Source organism: uncultured Jannaschia sp. (genome assembly GCF_947494025.1).
Classification (GTDB): Bacteria; Pseudomonadota; Alphaproteobacteria; order Rhodobacterales; family Rhodobacteraceae; genus Jannaschia.
Genome location: NZ_CANLTQ010000009.1, coordinates 78124 through 94450, shown reverse-complemented (window position 1 = coordinate 94450; position 16327 = coordinate 78124). Strand labels below are relative to the sequence as shown.

At 68.0% G+C, this 16327-nt stretch carries 14 protein-coding genes; 8 read left to right on the top strand and 6 right to left on the bottom strand.

Annotated features, from left to right (window positions below; genetic code table 11):
• Positions 1 to 6: 6 nt before the first annotated feature.
• The 4 genes from Q1B08_RS12745 to uxaC all read right to left on the bottom strand — a co-directional run bounded on the left by Q1B08_RS12745 (position 7) and on the right by uxaC (position 4280).
• Positions 7 to 1287, bottom strand: coding sequence for a TRAP transporter large permease (locus Q1B08_RS12745; RefSeq protein ID WP_299819253.1), 1281 nt, complete (start codon positions 1285 to 1287; stop codon positions 7 to 9).
• On the bottom strand, positions 1287 to 1811 hold the full coding sequence (locus Q1B08_RS12740; RefSeq protein WP_299819250.1) for a TRAP transporter small permease: 525 nt from the start codon (positions 1809 to 1811) through the stop codon (positions 1287 to 1289). Before Q1B08_RS12740 ends, Q1B08_RS12745 begins: the two co-directional genes overlap by 1 nt.
• A 61-nt stretch (positions 1812 to 1872) precedes the next feature.
• A complete protein-coding gene (locus Q1B08_RS12735) occupies positions 1873 to 2856 on the bottom strand; it encodes a TRAP transporter substrate-binding protein (RefSeq protein ID WP_299819247.1) in 984 nt (327 codons plus the stop codon).
• Positions 2857 to 2882: 26 nt separating this feature from the next.
• Positions 2883 to 4280 (bottom strand): glucuronate isomerase, encoded by a 1398-nt coding sequence (gene uxaC, locus Q1B08_RS12730; protein ID WP_299819244.1) that lies wholly within the window; start codon positions 4278 to 4280, stop codon positions 2883 to 2885.
• Between the two features lie 213 nt (positions 4281 to 4493).
• Here uxaC and Q1B08_RS12725 point away from each other — a divergent pair, with 213 nt between their 5' ends.
• From Q1B08_RS12725 to Q1B08_RS12710, 4 genes are all read left to right on the top strand, one after another.
• A complete protein-coding gene (locus Q1B08_RS12725; RefSeq protein ID WP_299819241.1) occupies positions 4494 to 5393 on the top strand; it encodes a sugar kinase in 900 nt (299 codons plus the stop codon).
• A complete protein-coding gene (gene mgrA, locus Q1B08_RS12720) occupies positions 5394 to 6428 on the top strand; it encodes an L-glyceraldehyde 3-phosphate reductase (protein WP_299819238.1) in 1035 nt (344 codons plus the stop codon).
• Positions 6429 to 6499: 71 nt separating this feature from the next.
• Entirely contained in the window at positions 6500 to 7516 is a 1017-nt protein-coding gene (locus Q1B08_RS12715) for a TAXI family TRAP transporter solute-binding subunit (RefSeq protein ID WP_299819235.1), read from the top strand.
• Between the two features lie 90 nt (positions 7517 to 7606).
• Positions 7607 to 9706, top strand: a complete 2100-nt coding sequence (locus Q1B08_RS12710; RefSeq protein ID WP_299819233.1) for a TRAP transporter permease — start codon at positions 7607 to 7609, stop codon at positions 9704 to 9706.
• Between the two features lie 114 nt (positions 9707 to 9820).
• Here Q1B08_RS12710 and Q1B08_RS12705 read toward each other — a convergent pair whose 3' ends face one another.
• Together Q1B08_RS12705 and uraH are read right to left on the bottom strand one after the other, a co-directional pair.
• Complete coding sequence (locus Q1B08_RS12705; RefSeq protein ID WP_299819230.1) at positions 9821 to 11065, bottom strand: urate hydroxylase PuuD; 1245 nt, start codon at positions 11063 to 11065, stop codon at positions 9821 to 9823.
• A 66-nt stretch (positions 11066 to 11131) separates the two neighbouring features.
• Complete coding sequence (gene uraH, locus Q1B08_RS12700; protein ID WP_299819227.1) at positions 11132 to 11482, bottom strand: hydroxyisourate hydrolase; 351 nt, start codon at positions 11480 to 11482, stop codon at positions 11132 to 11134.
• Positions 11483 to 11585: 103 nt separating this feature from the next.
• Here uraH and puuE point away from each other — a divergent pair, with 103 nt between their 5' ends.
• The 4 genes from puuE (at position 11586) to Q1B08_RS12680 (ending at position 16273) form a co-directional block, all read left to right on the top strand.
• A complete protein-coding gene (puuE, locus tag Q1B08_RS12695; RefSeq protein ID WP_299819224.1) occupies positions 11586 to 12983 on the top strand; it encodes an allantoinase PuuE in 1398 nt (465 codons plus the stop codon).
• Positions 12980 to 13465, top strand: a complete 486-nt coding sequence (locus Q1B08_RS12690) for an ureidoglycolate lyase (RefSeq protein ID WP_299819221.1) — start codon at positions 12980 to 12982, stop codon at positions 13463 to 13465. Before puuE ends, Q1B08_RS12690 begins: the two co-directional genes overlap by 4 nt.
• A gap of 128 nt (positions 13466 to 13593) precedes the next feature.
• Positions 13594 to 14823, top strand: coding sequence for a putative DNA modification/repair radical SAM protein (locus Q1B08_RS12685; RefSeq protein ID WP_299819218.1), 1230 nt, complete (start codon positions 13594 to 13596; stop codon positions 14821 to 14823).
• A gap of 1 nt (position 14824) precedes the next feature.
• Complete coding sequence (locus tag Q1B08_RS12680) at positions 14825 to 16273, top strand: UdgX family uracil-DNA binding protein (protein ID WP_299819215.1); 1449 nt, start codon at positions 14825 to 14827, stop codon at positions 16271 to 16273.
• Positions 16274 to 16327: the final 54 nt, after the last annotated feature.

Sequence of the window (16327 nt, the reverse complement as noted above, 5' to 3'; positions counted from 1 at the left end):
GCCTCGTTACCGGAAGAGTTGCGGCAGCCAGAGCGACAGCCCCGGGATGTAGGTGACGGCCAGCAGCACGGCGACCGCGGCCCCGTAGAACGGCCAGATCGTGCGGACCGCGTCCCAGATCGGGATGCGGCCCACCGCGCAGCCCACGAACAGCACCGCGCCCACCGGCGGCGTGCACAGGCCGATGCCGAGGTTCAGGATCAGGATCACCCCGAAATGCACCGGATCGACGCCGAACGCCGTGGCGACCGGGAGGAAGATCGGCGTGGTGATGACGATCAGGGGCGACATGTCCATGAACGTGCCGAGGATCAGCAGAACGACGTTCAGCAGGAGCAGGATGACGATCGGGTTGTCCGACACCCCCTGCAGGAGCGCCACCATGGAGGCCGGCACCCGCGTATAGGCCAGAAGCCAGCCGAAGGCCGCGGCCGAGCCGATGACGAGCAGCACCATCGCCGTCGTGCGCACGGCCGCGAAGGTGGCCGCCCTGAAGTCTTCGAAGCTGAGTGTGCGGTAGACGAAGAAGGTGACGAACAGCGCGTAGATCACGGCGATGTTCGACGATTCCGAGGCAGTGAAGACGCCCGAACGGACGCCGCCGAAGATGATCGCCACGAGGATCAGGCCGGGCGCCGCGGCGACGAAGAGCGTGCCGATCATTCGGAAGCCCTGGAACGCCTGCACGGGGTAGCCCTTCCGCTTGGCCACGTACCAGGAGGCGATCATCAGCGCGAGCGCCAGCAGGAAGCCCGGCAGGATGCCCGCCGTGAACAGGTCGGCGATGGAGATCCGCCCGCCCGCGGCGATGGAGTAGATGATCATGTTGTGCGACGGCGGCAGCAGCAGCGCGATGATCGAGGAGACGACGGTGATGTTGACCGCGTAGTCCACGTCGTAGCCGCGCGCCTTCATCTGCGGCACCATCAGGCCGCCGACCGCGGAGGCGTCGGCCGCCGCCGAGCCCGACACGCCGCCGAACATGACCGAGGACAGGACGTTCACCTGACCGAGGCCGCCGCGGAAATGCCCCACGAAGGCCCCCGCGAGGGCCACAAGACGGCGGGCGATGTCGCCGCGCACCATCAAGTCGCCCGCGTAGATGAAGAACGGGATCGCCATCAGCGCGAATACGCTGACGCCGGAATTGAGCCGCTGGAACACGACCACGGGCGGCAGGCCCAGATAGGCGACCGTCGCGAAGCTCGACACCCCGAGGCAGAAGGCGACGGGCGTGCCGATGAGGAGCAGGAACGTGAACGTTCCGAACAGGACCCAGAGTTCCATCAGTCGATCTCCGCCTCCTCGCCGAAGCGCGCCGTTTCAAGCCCCGCCGCGCGGCGCGCGATCCGCTCGACGGAGAACAGGACGACGAGCACGCCGCCCGCGACGATGGGCAGAAAGTCGAACGCGCCCGAGATGCCGAGCGACGGGATGGTGTTGCCGCCGGTCTTCACGGCGAGTTCGGTGCCGTACCAGATCATGCCGAGCCCGAACGTCCCCACCGCGATGTCGGAGAGCGAATGGAGCCACGGCACCACGCTGTCGGGAAGGAAGTAGAGCAGCACGTCGAAGCTGAGATGGTAGCCCTCGCGGATGCCCACGGCAGCGCCCAGAAAGATGAACCAGCCCATCACCATGACGGAGGCCGGCTCGGTCCAGATGATGCTGTCGTTGAGGACGTAGCGCCAGAACACCTGACAGGCGATCATCGCCGTCATGGCGACGAGCCCGATGGCCGCGACCCAGAGCGCGAGGCGGGCCAGGAGGCCGGTCGCGCGGGCGACGCCTTGAAGAGCGGATGGGGACAAGGTGGATGCTTTCGCGGCGTGGGGCCATCCCCCGGCGCCGCGGCCGGGGGATGCGGTCGGATTACTCGGTCGCCTGGATGCGCTCGACGAGATCCTTCAGCTTGTCGGACGTCACGTGCTTCTCGTAGACCGGAACCATCGCCTCGATGAAGGGCGTCTTGTCGATGTCGCTCACGATCTCGACGCCGGCGTCGCGGACCTTCTGCTCGGACTCGGCCTCACGTTCCGCCCAGAGCTCGCGCATGACCGGAACGCTGTCCTTGGCGGCCTGGCGCACGATCTCCTGATCTTCCGGCGAGAGCTGGTCCCAGCTCGACTTCGCCATCACCAGAACCTCGGGCACGATGAGGTGCTCGTCCAGCGTGTAGTACTTCGCGACCTCGAAATGGCCCGAGCTGTCGTAGGAGGGCCAGTTGTTCTCCGCGCCGTCGATCACGCCGGTCTGGATCGAGGAATAGACTTCGCCGTAGGGCATCGGCGTCGCGTTCGCGCCGAGGGCGGAGACCATGTCGACGAAAATGTCGGACTGCATGACGCGGAACTTCATGCCCTGCAGATCTTCCATCGACTCGATCGGCTTCTCGGAATTGTAGAAGCTGCGCGAGCCGCCGTCGTAGAAAGCCAGGCCGACGAGATCGTGCGCCTCGAACGCGGCCAGGATCTCGTCGCCGATCGGGCCGTCCATGACGTTGTGCATGTGCTCGACCGAGCGGAAGATGTAGGGCAGCGAGACGACCTGCGTCTCCTCGACGATGTTGTTGAACGGCCCCAGCGAGACACGGTTGAGGTCGATCACGCCGAACTGAGTCTGCTCGATCGTGTCCTTCTCCTCTCCGAGCTGTGCGGAGTGGAACACCTCGATGCAGATGCGCCCGTCGGTGCGCTCCTCGACCATCTCGCCCATCCGCTCGACCGCCACGACCGTGGGATAGCCCTCGGGGTGGGTGTCGGAGGAGCGCAGGGTCGTCTCGCATTGCGCGAACGCCGCGCCGGTCAGCGCCGCGCTGGCCAGCAGGGCCGTAATCAGGGTTCTCGTCGGTTTCATGTGTTGGTTCTCCCTTTGGTGTCGTGTCAGAGCCGGTAGGCCTTCTTGGCGAGCCCGTAGGCGAGGTCTTCGGCCACCTCCTCCGCGTCCGGCCGGGTCAGTCGTCCGGTCGCGACGAGGGTGGCGAGATGGGCGCAGTCGACCCGGCGTGCGACGTCGTGGCGCGCGGGGATCGAGCAGAAGGCACGGGTGTCGTCGTTGAACCCGGCCGTGTTGTAGAAGCCGGCGGTCTCGGTCACCGCCTCGCGGTAGCGACGCATCCCCTCGGGGCTGTCGAAGAACCACCAGGCAGGCCCGAGCAGCAGTGAGGGATAGACCCCCGCCATCGGCGCGAGCTCCCGCGTGTAGACCGTCTCGTCCAGCGTGAAGAGGATGACGCGGAGCCGCGGATCGGTGCCGTGCGCGTCCAGAAGCGGCTTCAGCGCGCCGACGTAATCGGTGCGTGCGGGAATGTCGAAGCCCTTGTCGGGGCCGAACAATGCATGCATCGCCCGCGAATGGTTGCGCGACGCGCCGGCATGGATCTGCATGACCAACCCGTCCTCGAGCGACATCCGCGCCATCTCGGTCAGCATCTGCGCGCGGAACGCCTCGCCGTCCTCCGCCGATGCGCCGCCCAGGACGCGCGCAAAGAGCGCGGCCGGGTCGTGGAGATCGGCGGTCCGCGCCGTCGGGTGGCCGTGATCCGTCGCGGTGGCGCCGAGGGCGATGAAGTCGGCCCGGCGCTTCCGGTGCGCGGCGAGGTAGCCGGTCCAGGTGGTCGTGTCCTCGCCGGTGATCTCGCCCAACTGGGCGACGTTGGCGGCGAAGCCCTGCGCCTCGGGATCGACGGTCGCGTCGGGGCGGTAGGTCGGAACGATGCGTCCGTTCCAGTCGGCGGCGCGGATCGTCTTGTGATGCGAAAGCGGGTCGAGCGCGGAATCGGTCGTGGCCAGAACCTCGATCCCGAACCGGTCGTAGAGCGCGCGGGGCCGGAAGGCGGGATCGGCCAGCTTCGCGACGATGTGGTCGTAGGCCGCGTCCGCCGTCTCCGCCGAAAGCGTCTCCTCCCAGCCGAACACGTCCTCGAGCGCGTGCTCCACCCACATTTGCGAGGGCGTGGCGCGGAACAGGTGCCAGTGCGACGCGAAGACCCGCCAGATCGCGCGGCCGTCGGTCTCGACCTCCGCCCCGTCGCGGCGGGCGATGCCGAGGCTTTCGAGCGGCACACCCTGCGAGAACAGCATACGAAACACGTAATGGTCCGGGGTCACGAACAGACGTGCGGGATCGGGAAAGGGCGCGTTCTCGGCGAACCAGGCGGGGTCGCAATGACCGTGCGGGCTGACGATCGGCCGCTCCTTGATCCGGGTGTAGAAGTCCCGCGCAAGGCCGCGCGTACGATCGTCCGTCGGGAACAGACGATCGGGATCGAGTCGTGCCACCGGTATCCCCCCTCGCCGCGTCGACCGAATAACGGCCTCCGTGTTGCATCTCGGTAATATGGTAGAATACCAGATGTCAAATCATGACGTCGCAGCGACGTGACGACACCCTGTTTCCGGCGGCTTCGGCCCGCCTCTGGCGATACGGGCGCGGGTATGGGAGGCACGGTCGCGAATGACAGTCCGAAAAGCGCACGATATGGGGGAACGCGGATGAGGATCGTTTCCGTCGGGGAATGCATGGCCGAACTGGCCCCGCTCGACGCTCCGGGGACCTACCGGCTGGGCTATGCTGGCGACACGTTCAACACCGCCTGGTACCTCGCGCGGCTGCGGCCCGAATGGCAGGTCGATTACGTCACCGCGTTGGGCGCGGATGCGATGTCGGACAAACTGCTGACATTCCTTCGGGACTCGAGGATCGGGGCGGAACACGTCGTCCGCGACCCGGAGCGCACGGTCGGGCTCTATCTCATCTCCCTGAAGGACGGGGAGCGCAGCTTCTCCTACTGGCGCGGGCAATCGGCAGCGCGCCGGCTCGCGGAGGATCCGTCGCGGCTCGACGCGGCGTTCGCGCGGGCCGATCTCGTCTACCTTTCCGGGATCACGCTGGCGATCCTCGAGGGCGAGGGGCGGGCGCATCTGATGGAGGCGCTTCGCCGGGTCCGTGGGGCCGGAACGACGGTCGTCTTCGATCCGAACCTCCGGCCGGGGCTCTGGCCCGGCACGGACGCGATGTGCGAGGCGGTCACGGAGGCCGCCGCGCTCTGCGACATCGCGCTGCCCAGCCATGACGACGAGGCGAGGTATTTCGGCGATTCCGATCCGGAGGCCACGCGCGACCGCTATCTGGGTCAGGGCGCGGGAACGGTCGTGGTCAAGAACGGCGGCGGGCCGGTCCTCCATGCCGACGGCGGCAAGACAGGGCGCGTCACGCCTGAGGCGCTTCCCCGGGTGGTGGACTCGACCGCCGCCGGCGACAGCTTCAACGCGGCCTACCTGTCGGCCCGCCTCGGCGGGCAGGACGAGGCCGCGGCCATCGCCGCCGGCTGCGCGCTGGCGGCGCGCGTGATATCGGAGCGCGGCGCGCTCGTTGACCTGAAGGATCTGTAGATGACCTATGCTCCCGCGGAGACCCGCTACGACACGATGCCCTATCGCCGCTGCGGTCGGTCGGGCCTGCTCCTGCCGGCGATCTCGCTGGGGCTGTGGCACAATTTCGGCGACGACACGCCGGACGCGCTCAAGCGCGCGATGCTGCGCACGGCCTTCGACCACGGCATCACGCATTTCGATCTCGCCAACAATTACGGCCCGCCGGGCGGCAGCGCGGAAGCCGCGTTCGGGCGCATCCTGAAATCGGACTTAGCCGGCCACCGCGACGAGATGGTGATCTCGTCGAAGGCCGGTTACCTGATGTGGTCCGGCCCCTACGGCGAGATGGGGTCGCGCAAGTACCTGATCTCCTCCTGCGACGCGTCGCTGAAGCGGATGGGGCTCGACTACGTCGACATTTTCTACTCGCACCGCTTCGACCCGCATACGCCGCTGGAGGAGACGATGGGCGCGCTCGACCACATCGTGCGCTCCGGCCGGGCGCTCTATGTGGGGATCAGCAGCTACAACGACGCCCCGACCCGCGAGGCAGTCCGCATCCTCGAGGAGATGGGCACGCCCTGCCTGATCCATCAGCCCGCCTACAACATGTTCAACCGCTGGATCGAGACGGATGGCGTCAAGGACACGCTACAGGAACTTGGCGTCGGCTCCATCGCATTCACGCCGCTGGCGCAGGGGATGCTGACGACGAAGTACCTGAAGGGCATTCCCGAGGGCAGCCGCGCGGCGCAGGGCAAGTCGCTCGATTCCGGGAAGATCACCGAGGAGACGGTCGCGCGCATCCAGGCGCTGAACGGCGTGGCGGAGCGGCGCGGGCAGACGCTGGCGCAGATGGCCATCGCTTGGGTGCTCCGCGACGAGGGGATCACCACGGCACTGATCGGGGCGAGCCGGCCGGAGCAGATCACCGATTGCGTCGGCGCGGTCGGAAATCTCGAATTCACGCCGGAGGAGCTGGCCGAGATCGACCACCACGCGCTCGACGCCGACATCAACCTCTGGGCCCGGTCCTCGCACGCCGAGACCTGATTCAGCGTTCTCTTCTTGCATCCCCGGCCCGGTTCAACAACGCTGGGTCGCACAAACGGGAGAAATACCGAATGACACAGACGAAACGCACCTTCCTGAAGGCGGCGGGCACCTTCGCGGCGGCGGTCCTGATCGCAGGGTCGGCCACGGCGCAGGCGCCCTCCTTCTTCCGCATCGCCACCGGCGGCACGTCGGGCACCTACTTCCCGATCGGCGGTCTGATCGCGAACGCCATCTCCGCCCCGCCGGGCAGCCGTCCCTGCGAGGAGGGCGGCGCCTGCGGCGCGCCCGGCCTGATCGCCACCGCGATGTCTGCGAACGGCTCGGTCGCCAACGTGAACGGCATCGCCGGCGGCACGATCGAAAGCGGCTTCGCGCAGTCCGACGTCGCGAGCTGGGCCTATACCGGGACCGGCATCTGGGAAGGGCAGGAGGCGGTCGAGTCGTTGCGTGCGATCGCGAACCTTTACCCGGAATCCATCCATCTCGTCGCCTCGGCCGACAGCGGGATCGAGAGCGTGGCGGACCTCGCCGGCAAGCGCGTCTCGCTCGACGAGCCGGGCTCCGGCACGCTGGTCGACGCGCGCATCATCCTCGAATCCGTCGGGCTCGGCGAAGACGATGTCGAGGCCGAGTACCTCAAGCCCGACCAGGCCGCCGACCGGATGCGCGACGGCGCGATGGACGCGTTCTTCTTCGTGGGCGGCTTCCCCGCCGGCGCCATCGCGGAGCTGGCCTCGCAGGAAGACATCCGCGTCATTCCCATCGACGGCGACGCGGCTTCGGGCATTCTGAGCAACTACGAGTTCTTCGCGGAGGACCTGATCCCCGCGGGCACCTACGAGGGGCAGGAAGAGGACGTCACGACGATCAGCGTCGGCGCGCAATGGGTCACCTCCGCCGACCAGCCCGAGGAGCTGATCTACGAGATCACCAAGGCGCTGTGGAACGACAACACCCGCGCGCTGCTCGACGGCGGCCACGCCAAGGGCGCCTCGATCACGGCGGAAACCGCGCTCGAAGGCGTCGGCATCCCCCTGCATCCCGGGGCGGAGCGCTTCTATCGCGAAGCCGGCCTGCTCGAGTGACGGCCTGACCTGCGGCCCCGTCCGGGGTCGCTGACCGATCGGACGGGGCGGCGATGGATCGCCCCGCCACCCAAGGGGAGTGTGACGGACATGACGAACGATCCGAAGGCCGGCCCGGCAGGCGGCGTCGCCGCGAGCGAAGGCGCCGCCGCGCTGACCGAGGCGGAGCAGAAAGCGCTTGAGGAGAAGTTCGACAGCGAGGTCCGCTTCCGCCCCCTGACGCGTCCGGTGCTCGTCGCCTCCGCGGTCGCGCTCTTCGTCCTGTCCTGCTTCCACTACTACACCGCCGGCTTCGGCATCCTGCAGCAGACGACGCATAACGGCCTGCACCTCGCCTTCACGCTCGGTCTCGTCTTCGCGGTCTTCGCCTTTTCGGGCCGCGTCTCCCCCGATTCCGCCGAGCACGGCGTCCTGAAGCCGCTCGGCCTGCCGCTTCTCGACTGGGCCTTTCTCGTCGGCGGCGTCGTGTCGGCGATGTACGTGCCCTGGATCTTCGACACGCTGGCGATGCGGGTGGGCAACCCCAATGCCGTGGACGTGGCGATGGGGACGATCCTCATCCTCTGCCTGCTGGAGGCGACGCGGCGGGCGATGGGCTGGCCGCTGCCGGTCATCGCGATCCTGTTCATGGCCTATGCCTATTTCGGCCAGTCCATGCCCGGCATCCTGCAGCATCCGGGCGCACCCTGGGCGAGCCTCGTCAACCACCTCTACCTCACCAGCCAGGGCATCTACGGCACCGCGCTCGGCGTGATCGCGACCTACGTGTTCCACTTCGTCCTGTTCGGGGTGCTCGCCACGCGGATCGGGCTGGGCCAGCTCTTCATCGACCTCGCCTCCGCGCTCGCCGGGCGCTACGCGGGCGGACCCGCCAAGGTCTCGGTCCTGTCCTCGGCGATGCTGGGCTCGATCTCGGGCTCCTCCATCGCGAACACGGTCACGACCGGCTCGCTCACCATCCCGGCGATGATCAAGATCGGCTACCGCCGGCACTTCGCGGCCGCGGTCGAGGCGGCGTCCTCCACCGGCGGTCAGATCACGCCGCCGGTCATGGGGGCCGTGGCGTTCCTGATGATCGAATATCTTGAGGTGCCGCTGACGACGATCCTGACCGCGGCGCTGGTGCCGGCCTTCATGCACTTCTTCGGCGTTCTGGTGCAGGTCCACATGGAGGCCAAGCGCCTCGGCTTGCGCGGTCTGACGAAGGAGGAGCTGCCGGATGCCTGGAAGGTCTTCAAAGCGAACTGGCTCACGATCATCCCGCTCCTGGTATTGGTCGGGGTCCTGCTGTCGGGACGCACGCCCTATTCCGCCGCGTTCTGGGGCATCACCGCCTGCATCGCCGTGATGGTGGTTCAGAACCTGATGGCGCGGGGCGTGGTCGAGGCCGCGCGCGCGACCGCCACGGACATCTTCGACGGCTTCGTCATGGGCGCGAAGTACTCGCTCTCGGTCACGGTGGCCGCCGCGCTGGTGGGCGTGGTGATCGGCGTGGTGACGCTGACGGGGGTCGGGTTCAAGATCGTGTTCCTCGTCACCTCCACCGCCGGGGGATGGGCCGAATCCGTCGCGCCCTACATTCCGTTCGGCATGATGGACGTGGCCACGCTGACGCTGCTCTTCACGCTGATGATGACGGCGGTGGTCTGCATCCTGATGGGCTGCGGCATTCCGACAACCGCGAACTATCTCATCATGATCGCCATCGCCGCGCCGATCCTCGGCGCGCTCGGGGTGGAGCCGATCGTGGCGCATTTCTTCGTGTTCTACTACGGCGTGCTGGCCGACGTGACGCCGCCCGTCGCGCTTGCCGCCTATGCCGCGGCGGGGATCGCGGGGGCGAACGCGTTCAAGGCGGGCAACACCGCGTTCCGCCTGTCGATGGGCAAGGCGCTCGTGCCTTTCGTGTTCGTGTTCTCGCCCTCGCTGCTTCTGGTGACGCAGGGCTTCACCTGGCCGTCCTTCGTCCTTGCCCTGTCGGGCGCGATGCTCGGGATCACCGCGCTCTCGGCGGCGTTCTCGGGCTACCTGACGCAGCCGCTCCGGGCCTGGGAACGCGCGCTGCTGGCGGTCGCGGCGCTTCTTTTCGTGGCGCCGGATCTCGTCACGACGCTGATTGCGGCGGCGCTCTGCCTGCCGGTCCTGATCCGCAGCTTCGCCGGCGGGTCGTCCTCGCCGGCGGCGGCCTGACGGGGCACGTCGTACGTGCCCCGTCAGGCCGGCGACCCCGGGGCCGCCCCGCTCGCGATCAGGGGACCGCTCTCTCGGCGATGCGTCTCGGGGCGAGGACGTCGTCGGAGCGCTTCAGTCTGCCTGCGCGACCTCCGTCCCGGCGCCGCGATACCAGGCCGCGATAGCGGCACGCTCATCAGGCGTGATCCCGGTCAGGTTGCCCGGCGGCATCGCGTGGCTGACGCCGGCCTGCAGGTAGATCGAGCGCGCTTCGTGGGCGATGTCGGCCCGCGTCTCCAGATGCACGCCTTTCGGCGCCCAGCGGATGCCGTCCCAGTTCGGCTCCCGTGCGTGGCACATGGAGCAGCGACCCTGCACGATGCCCGCCACCTCATCGAAGCCTTCGGCCTCGACGAAGCGCGTCTGGTAGGGCGACAGCTCCGCCTCCTCCAGCGCTTCGTAATCACCGTCCCAGGACGATGCGGTGGAGAGCCAGGCGATCACCACGAACAGGAACGCCGTCGCGCCCCAGGTCCAGACCGGGCCCGAACCGGTCGCGTGCAGGGTGTTGAAGTAATGCCGGATCGTCACGCCGAGCAGGAACACCAACGCCGCGATGATCCAGGCGTGCTGCGTGCCGAAGGCCAGCGGATAATGGTTCGACAACATCAGGAACAGGACCGGCAGCGTCAGGTAGTTGTTGTGGGTGGAGCGCAGCTTGGCGATCTTGCCGTATTTCGCGTCGGGCATGCGGCCCGCCTTCAGGTCGTCCACCACGATCCGCTGGTTCGGCATGATGATGAAGAAGACGTTGGCCGTCATGATCGTCGCCGTCATCGCGCCCAGATGGAGGAGCGCGGCGCGGCCGGTGAAGACCTGATTCAGGAGCCAGCTTGCCGCGACGATGCCTGCGAAAAGGATCAGCATCACCAGCGTCGGCCGCGACGCCAGCGGCGACTTGCAGAGAAGGTCGTAGCCGATCCACCCCGCCGCGATGAACGCTGCCGAGAGCAGCACCGCTTGCCACACGGCGAGGTCGAGCTTCGACGGGTCGATCAGGAACAGCTCCGCCCCCGCCCAGTAGACCACCGCCAGCAGGGCCGCGCCCGAGAGCCAGGTCGTGTAGCTCTCCCATTTGAACCAGGTCAGGTGGTCGGGCATCGCGCCCGGCGCGACGAGATATTTCTGGATGTGGTAGAAGCCGCCGCCATGAACCTGCCATTCCTCCCCGTCGGCGGGACCGGGCACGTTGCGGTTCAGGCCGAGGTCGAGCGCGATGAAGTAGAAGGACGACCCGATCCAGGCGATCGCGACGATGACATGCGTCCAGCGGACCGCGAAGGCGAGCCAGTCCCACATGATGGCAAGGTCGTACATGCGCGGCTCCTTCGGATCGGGGGGGGCGGCCGTAGTGTCGCGTGCCGTGCCGCGGCGGGCAAGGCGTCAGCTGCCCCGATAGGTCGAGTAGCCGAAGGGGGAGAGCAGGAGCGGCACGTGATAATGGACCGCCTCGTTCATGCCGAAGCGGATCGGGATGCGCTCGAGGAACAGCGGGTCGTCCCGGAAGCCCTGCGCGCGGAAGTACGCGCCTGCCTGAAAGACGAGCTCGTAGCTGCCGATGCGGAACGCGTGCTCCGGCAGGATCGGCGCGTCGGTGCGGCCATCCGCGTTGGTGACCGTCTCGGCAAGCAGCTCGCGCGCCTCGCCGGCCACGCGCCAGAGCGCGACGGACATGCCATGGGCGGGATGACCCTGCGCGGTGTCGAGAACGTGGGTGGTAAGGTATCCGGCCATGCGCGCCTCCGTTTGCGATCGGGCCGGAGGATGCGACGTCCCCGGTTGCAGGGGAAGGCGGCAAATGGCGAAAAGGGGGCGACGCGACCCCGAGGAGCCCGCCATGACCCGTTACCCCCGTGACCTGCAGGGCTACGGCCCGACCCCGCCCGAGGCGAACTGGCCCGGGGGCGCGCGGATCGCGGTGCAGCTCGTGGTGAATTACGAGGAGGGGGGCGAGAACAACATCCTCCACGGCGACGCCGCCTCCGAGGCGTTCCTGTCGGAGATCGTCGGAGCCGCGCCCTGGCCGGGGCAGCGGCACGCCAACATGGAGTCGATCTACGAATACGGCGCGCGGGCCGGGTTCTGGCGCCTGCACCGGATGCTGCGCGACCTGCCGGTGACGGTCTACGGCGTCGCGACGGCGCTGGCGCGCTCGCCGGTGCAGGTCGCGGCGATGAAGGAGGCGAACTGGGAGATCGCGAGCCACGGGCTGCGCTGGATCGAGCACAGGGACATGCCCGAAGCGGCGGAGCGCGCGGCCATCGTCGAAGCCATCCGGCTGCATACGGAGGTGGTGGGCGAGGCGCCCGTCGGCTTCTATTGCGGACGGTCCTCGGTCAACACGATCCGGCTCGCCGCCGAGAGCGGGCAGTTCGCCTACCTTGCCGACACCTACGCCGACGACCTGCCCTACTGGATCGAGGTCGGCGACCGGGACCAGCTCATCGTGCCCTACACGCTCGACGCAAACGACATGCGCTTCGCCACGCCGCAGGGGTTCAACGCGCCGGAACAGTTCTTCGACTACCTGCGCGCGACCTTCGATACGCTCCACGCCGAGGGCGGACGGATGATGTCTGTCGGCCTGCATTGCCGCCTCGTCGGACGGCCCGGCCGGGCGGAGGCGCTCGCGCGGTTCGTCGAGCACGCGCAGGCCAAAGGCGACGTCTGGTTCGCCACGCGCGAACAGATCGCCGCGCACTGGGCCGCGACCCATCCGCATGTCCGGCGGGAGCGACCGTCGCAGATGGATCGCGACGCCTTCGTTGCGCGGTTCGGCGGCGTGTTCGAACATTCGCCCTGGATCGCGGAGCGGGCGCACGGGCTCGAGCTCGGGCCGCCGCACGACACGGCGGTGGGCTTGCACAACGCGCTTTGCCGCGCGTTCCGGGCCGCCACGGAGGAAGAGCGGGTGGCCGTCCTCGCCGCCCATCCCGACCTCGCCGGCAAGCTCGCCACCGCCCGCCGTCTGACCGAGGAAAGCGCCTCCGAGCAGTCGAGCGCCGGGCTCGACGCGTTGACCGACGCGGAGCGGACGACCTTCGAGCGGCTGAACGCGGAGTATGTGGCGCGGCACGGCTTTCCGTTCATCATCGCGGTGCGCGACCACGACAAGGCGGGCATCCTCGCGGCGTTCGAGCGGCGGATCGGCCAGAGCCGCGCGAGCGAGTTCGCGGAGGCCTGCCGGCAGGTCGAGCGCATCGCGCTGCACCGCCTGCGGGACATGCTGTCGTGAGCCGCCGGATCCGGACCGAGCCGCTGACCGCCGGGGCCTTCGTGACCTTCGGGGAGGTGCTGGAAGCGCGGGGCGATCCCGACAGGGTCATCAACCAGGGGATGTGCGGCCGGCATCACGACCGCGCTCGCCTCGACTTCGGCGACGGCCGCGCGGGGATCAGCGTCTTCGACGCGCAGCCGCGCGACCTGCCCTACCGGCTCGACATGGTGGAGCGGCATCCCGCAGGCAGCCAGGCCTTCGTGCCGATGCACCGCAATCCCTGGCTGGTGATCGTCGCGCCCGACGATGCCGGAATTCCAGGTGCTCCGCGCGCTTTCGTGGCGGATCCGGGACAGGGGGTGAACTACCGGCGCGGGACGTGGCACGGCGTCTTGACCCCGCTCGCGGCGCCGGGCCTCTTTTCGGTGATCGACCGGATCGGCGATGGCGACAATCTCGAGGAGCACTGGTTCGAGACACCGTTCACCGTGATTTCCTGACGCCGGCGACGGAACGCGCCCGCGCGACGCGCCCCGGCATTGGCCCCCGGCGCCGCGCCGCCGCCCTGCGTCAATTGTCGCCCCCGGCATTCCTTGAAAAATCCCGGCTCGGAACATATCCAGAACCTATGGGTAAGATGTCGATCCGGGACAAGCTCGCGCTTTTGTCCGATGCCGCCAAATACGATGCGAGTTGCGCCTCGTCGGGTACGACGAAGCGCGACTCGAAGGACGGTTCGGGACTCGGCTCGACCACCGGTTCGGGTATCTGTCACGCCTACGCGCCGGACGGGCGATGCATCTCGCTCCTCAAGATCCTGATGACCAACCATTGCATCTACGACTGCGCCTACTGCGTGAATCGCGTAAGCAGCAACGTGAAGCGCGCCCGTTTCACGGTCGACGAGGTGGTGTGGCTGACGACCGAGTTCTACCGGCGGAACTACATCGAGGGGCTGTTCCTGTCCTCCGGCATCATGAAGTCGTCGGATTACACGATGGAGGAGATGGTCCGCATCGCCGAGAAGCTGCGCGCCGGCGGGTTCCGCGGCTATATCCACCTCAAGACGATCCCCGACGCCGCGCCGGAGCTGACCCTGCGCGCGGGCCTCGTGGCCGACCGCCTGTCGATCAACGTGGAACTGCCGACCGATGCCAGCGTAAAGGCTTTCGCGCCGGAAAAGGACCCCGAGCAAATCCGTGGTGCGATGGGCAAGGTGCGCCTGACCACCGAGGACTACGCCGACAAGTCGCATACTGGCCGCAAGCGTGGACGCTTCGCCCCGGCGGGGCAGTCGACGCAGATGATCGTCGGGGCCGATGCCGCGAACGACGCGACGATCCTGGGTCAAGCGAGCCGGCTCTACGGCGCCTACGGGCTCAAGCGGGTCTATTACTCCGCCTTTTCGCCCATCCCCGACAGCAGTGCCGTCCTGCCGCTCGTCGATCCACCGCTGATGCGCGAGCACCGGCTTTATCAGGCCGACTGGCTTTTGCGGTTCTACGATTTCGGTCTGGACGAGATCGTTCGCCGTGACGGGACGGGGATGCTGGATCTCGACATCGACCCGAAGCTCGCCTGGGCGCTCGCGAACCGCGACCGTTTCCCGGTGGACGTGAACCGCGCCCCCAGGGAGCTTCTGCTGCGCGTGCCGGGCTTCGGAACGAAGATCGTGGACCGGATCGTCGCGGCGCGGAAATCCGCTTCGCTCGGGCTCGAGGATATCCGCCGCATGGGCGGGCGGATAAAGCAGTCGCGTGCCTTTATCACCACGCGCGACCATCATCCCGGCGCCAAGCTCGACGCCGAGAATCTGAAGTCTAGGTTCGTGAAGCCGAAGCAGATGGAACTCTTCTGAGATGTACGCACCGCGCCTTCCCCGCATCGGCACCTTCGATGCCTGGCGGGACGTGGCGCGGCGGCTTGCTTCGGCAGATGTGCCGCCCGAGGCGGTGGACTGGGCGCTCGAAGGCGACAGCGACGCGATGTTTGACGACGTCCTGCCGGACGCGACGCGACCACTCACCGTCACCAAGGCGTTCCTCGAACTCAGCCGCGACCTGATTCCGGAGCGGACAGGGCAGGGGATGCGTTTGGCCTATTCCCTTCTGACGCGGGTGCAGGGGCGGCCGGAACTGCTGGCGAACCGCGCTGACCCGCAGGTCGCGCGCGCCCGCGACATCGCCAAGGCGATCCACCGCGACATCCACAAGATGCACGCCTTCGTGCGTTTTCAGGAGCTGGAGGTGGATACGGAACGCTCGGGCGAACGCCGCGCCTTCGCCGCCTGGTTCGAGCCGGAGCATCGGATCGAGGAGCCAGTCGCGGGTTTCTTCGTCGACCGGTTCGGCGACATGGATTGGCGGATCGTCACGCCGGAGGTGACGCTGACCTATGCCAGCGGATGCCTGTCGAAGGAGGCCGTCGCCGCGACGCGACCGAATGCCACGGACCCGCTCGAGCAGCTCTGGACGACCTATTACAGCAGCATCTTCAATCCCGCACGCCTGAAGCCGGACGCCATGCGGGCGGAGATGCCGAAGAAGTACTGGCGGAACCTTCCCGAGGCGCAGGCGATTCCCTCCCTGATCGCCGGCGCGCGGGCCCGCGTGGCCGAGATGCGGGCCGCCGGGCCCAGCCTTCCGGCCCCGCAATCGCTCAGACGGAAGGATGACGCCATGGCCACCCAACCCGGACCCGACCTTTTCGCCGCGACCGATCTGGAGGACATCGCCCGCGACGCCAGGGGCTGCACCCGTTGCCCGCTCTACGGTCCCGCCACGCAGACCGTGTTCGGCGAGGGGCCGGAGGACGCGCCGTTGATGTTCGTCGGCGAGCAGCCGGGCGACCGTGAGGACATCGCGGGCCGGCCCTTTGTCGGTCCCGCCGGGCAGCTCTTCGATCAGATCGTCGAGCAAGCCGGAATCGACCGCGAGGCGGCCTACGTCACGAATGCGGTGAAGCACTTCAAGTTCGTCCAGAAGGGCAAGCGCCGCATCCACCAGAAGCCCGGCGGAGGCGAGATCTCCGCCTGCCGCTGGTGGCTCGAACAGGAGCTGACGACGGTCGACCCAAAGATCGTCGTGGCGCTCGGCGCGACGGCGCTGCATTCGCTCACCGGCGACGGCAAGGGTATCCTGAAGCGACGGGGCCGGATGGAGGAGACGCGCGACGGCCGGCCGTTGATGGTGACCGTGCATCCGAGCTTCCTTCTGCGCCTGCCCGACGAGAAGAGCCGTGCGGCCGAGACCGAGCTGTTCCGGCGCGACCTGGAGACGGTGCGAGACGCCCTGGCACAAGCGGGCTGACGCGCGGCGACGCGCATCCGGATTAACGCAAATTGTTAAAATTTCTGGACAGAT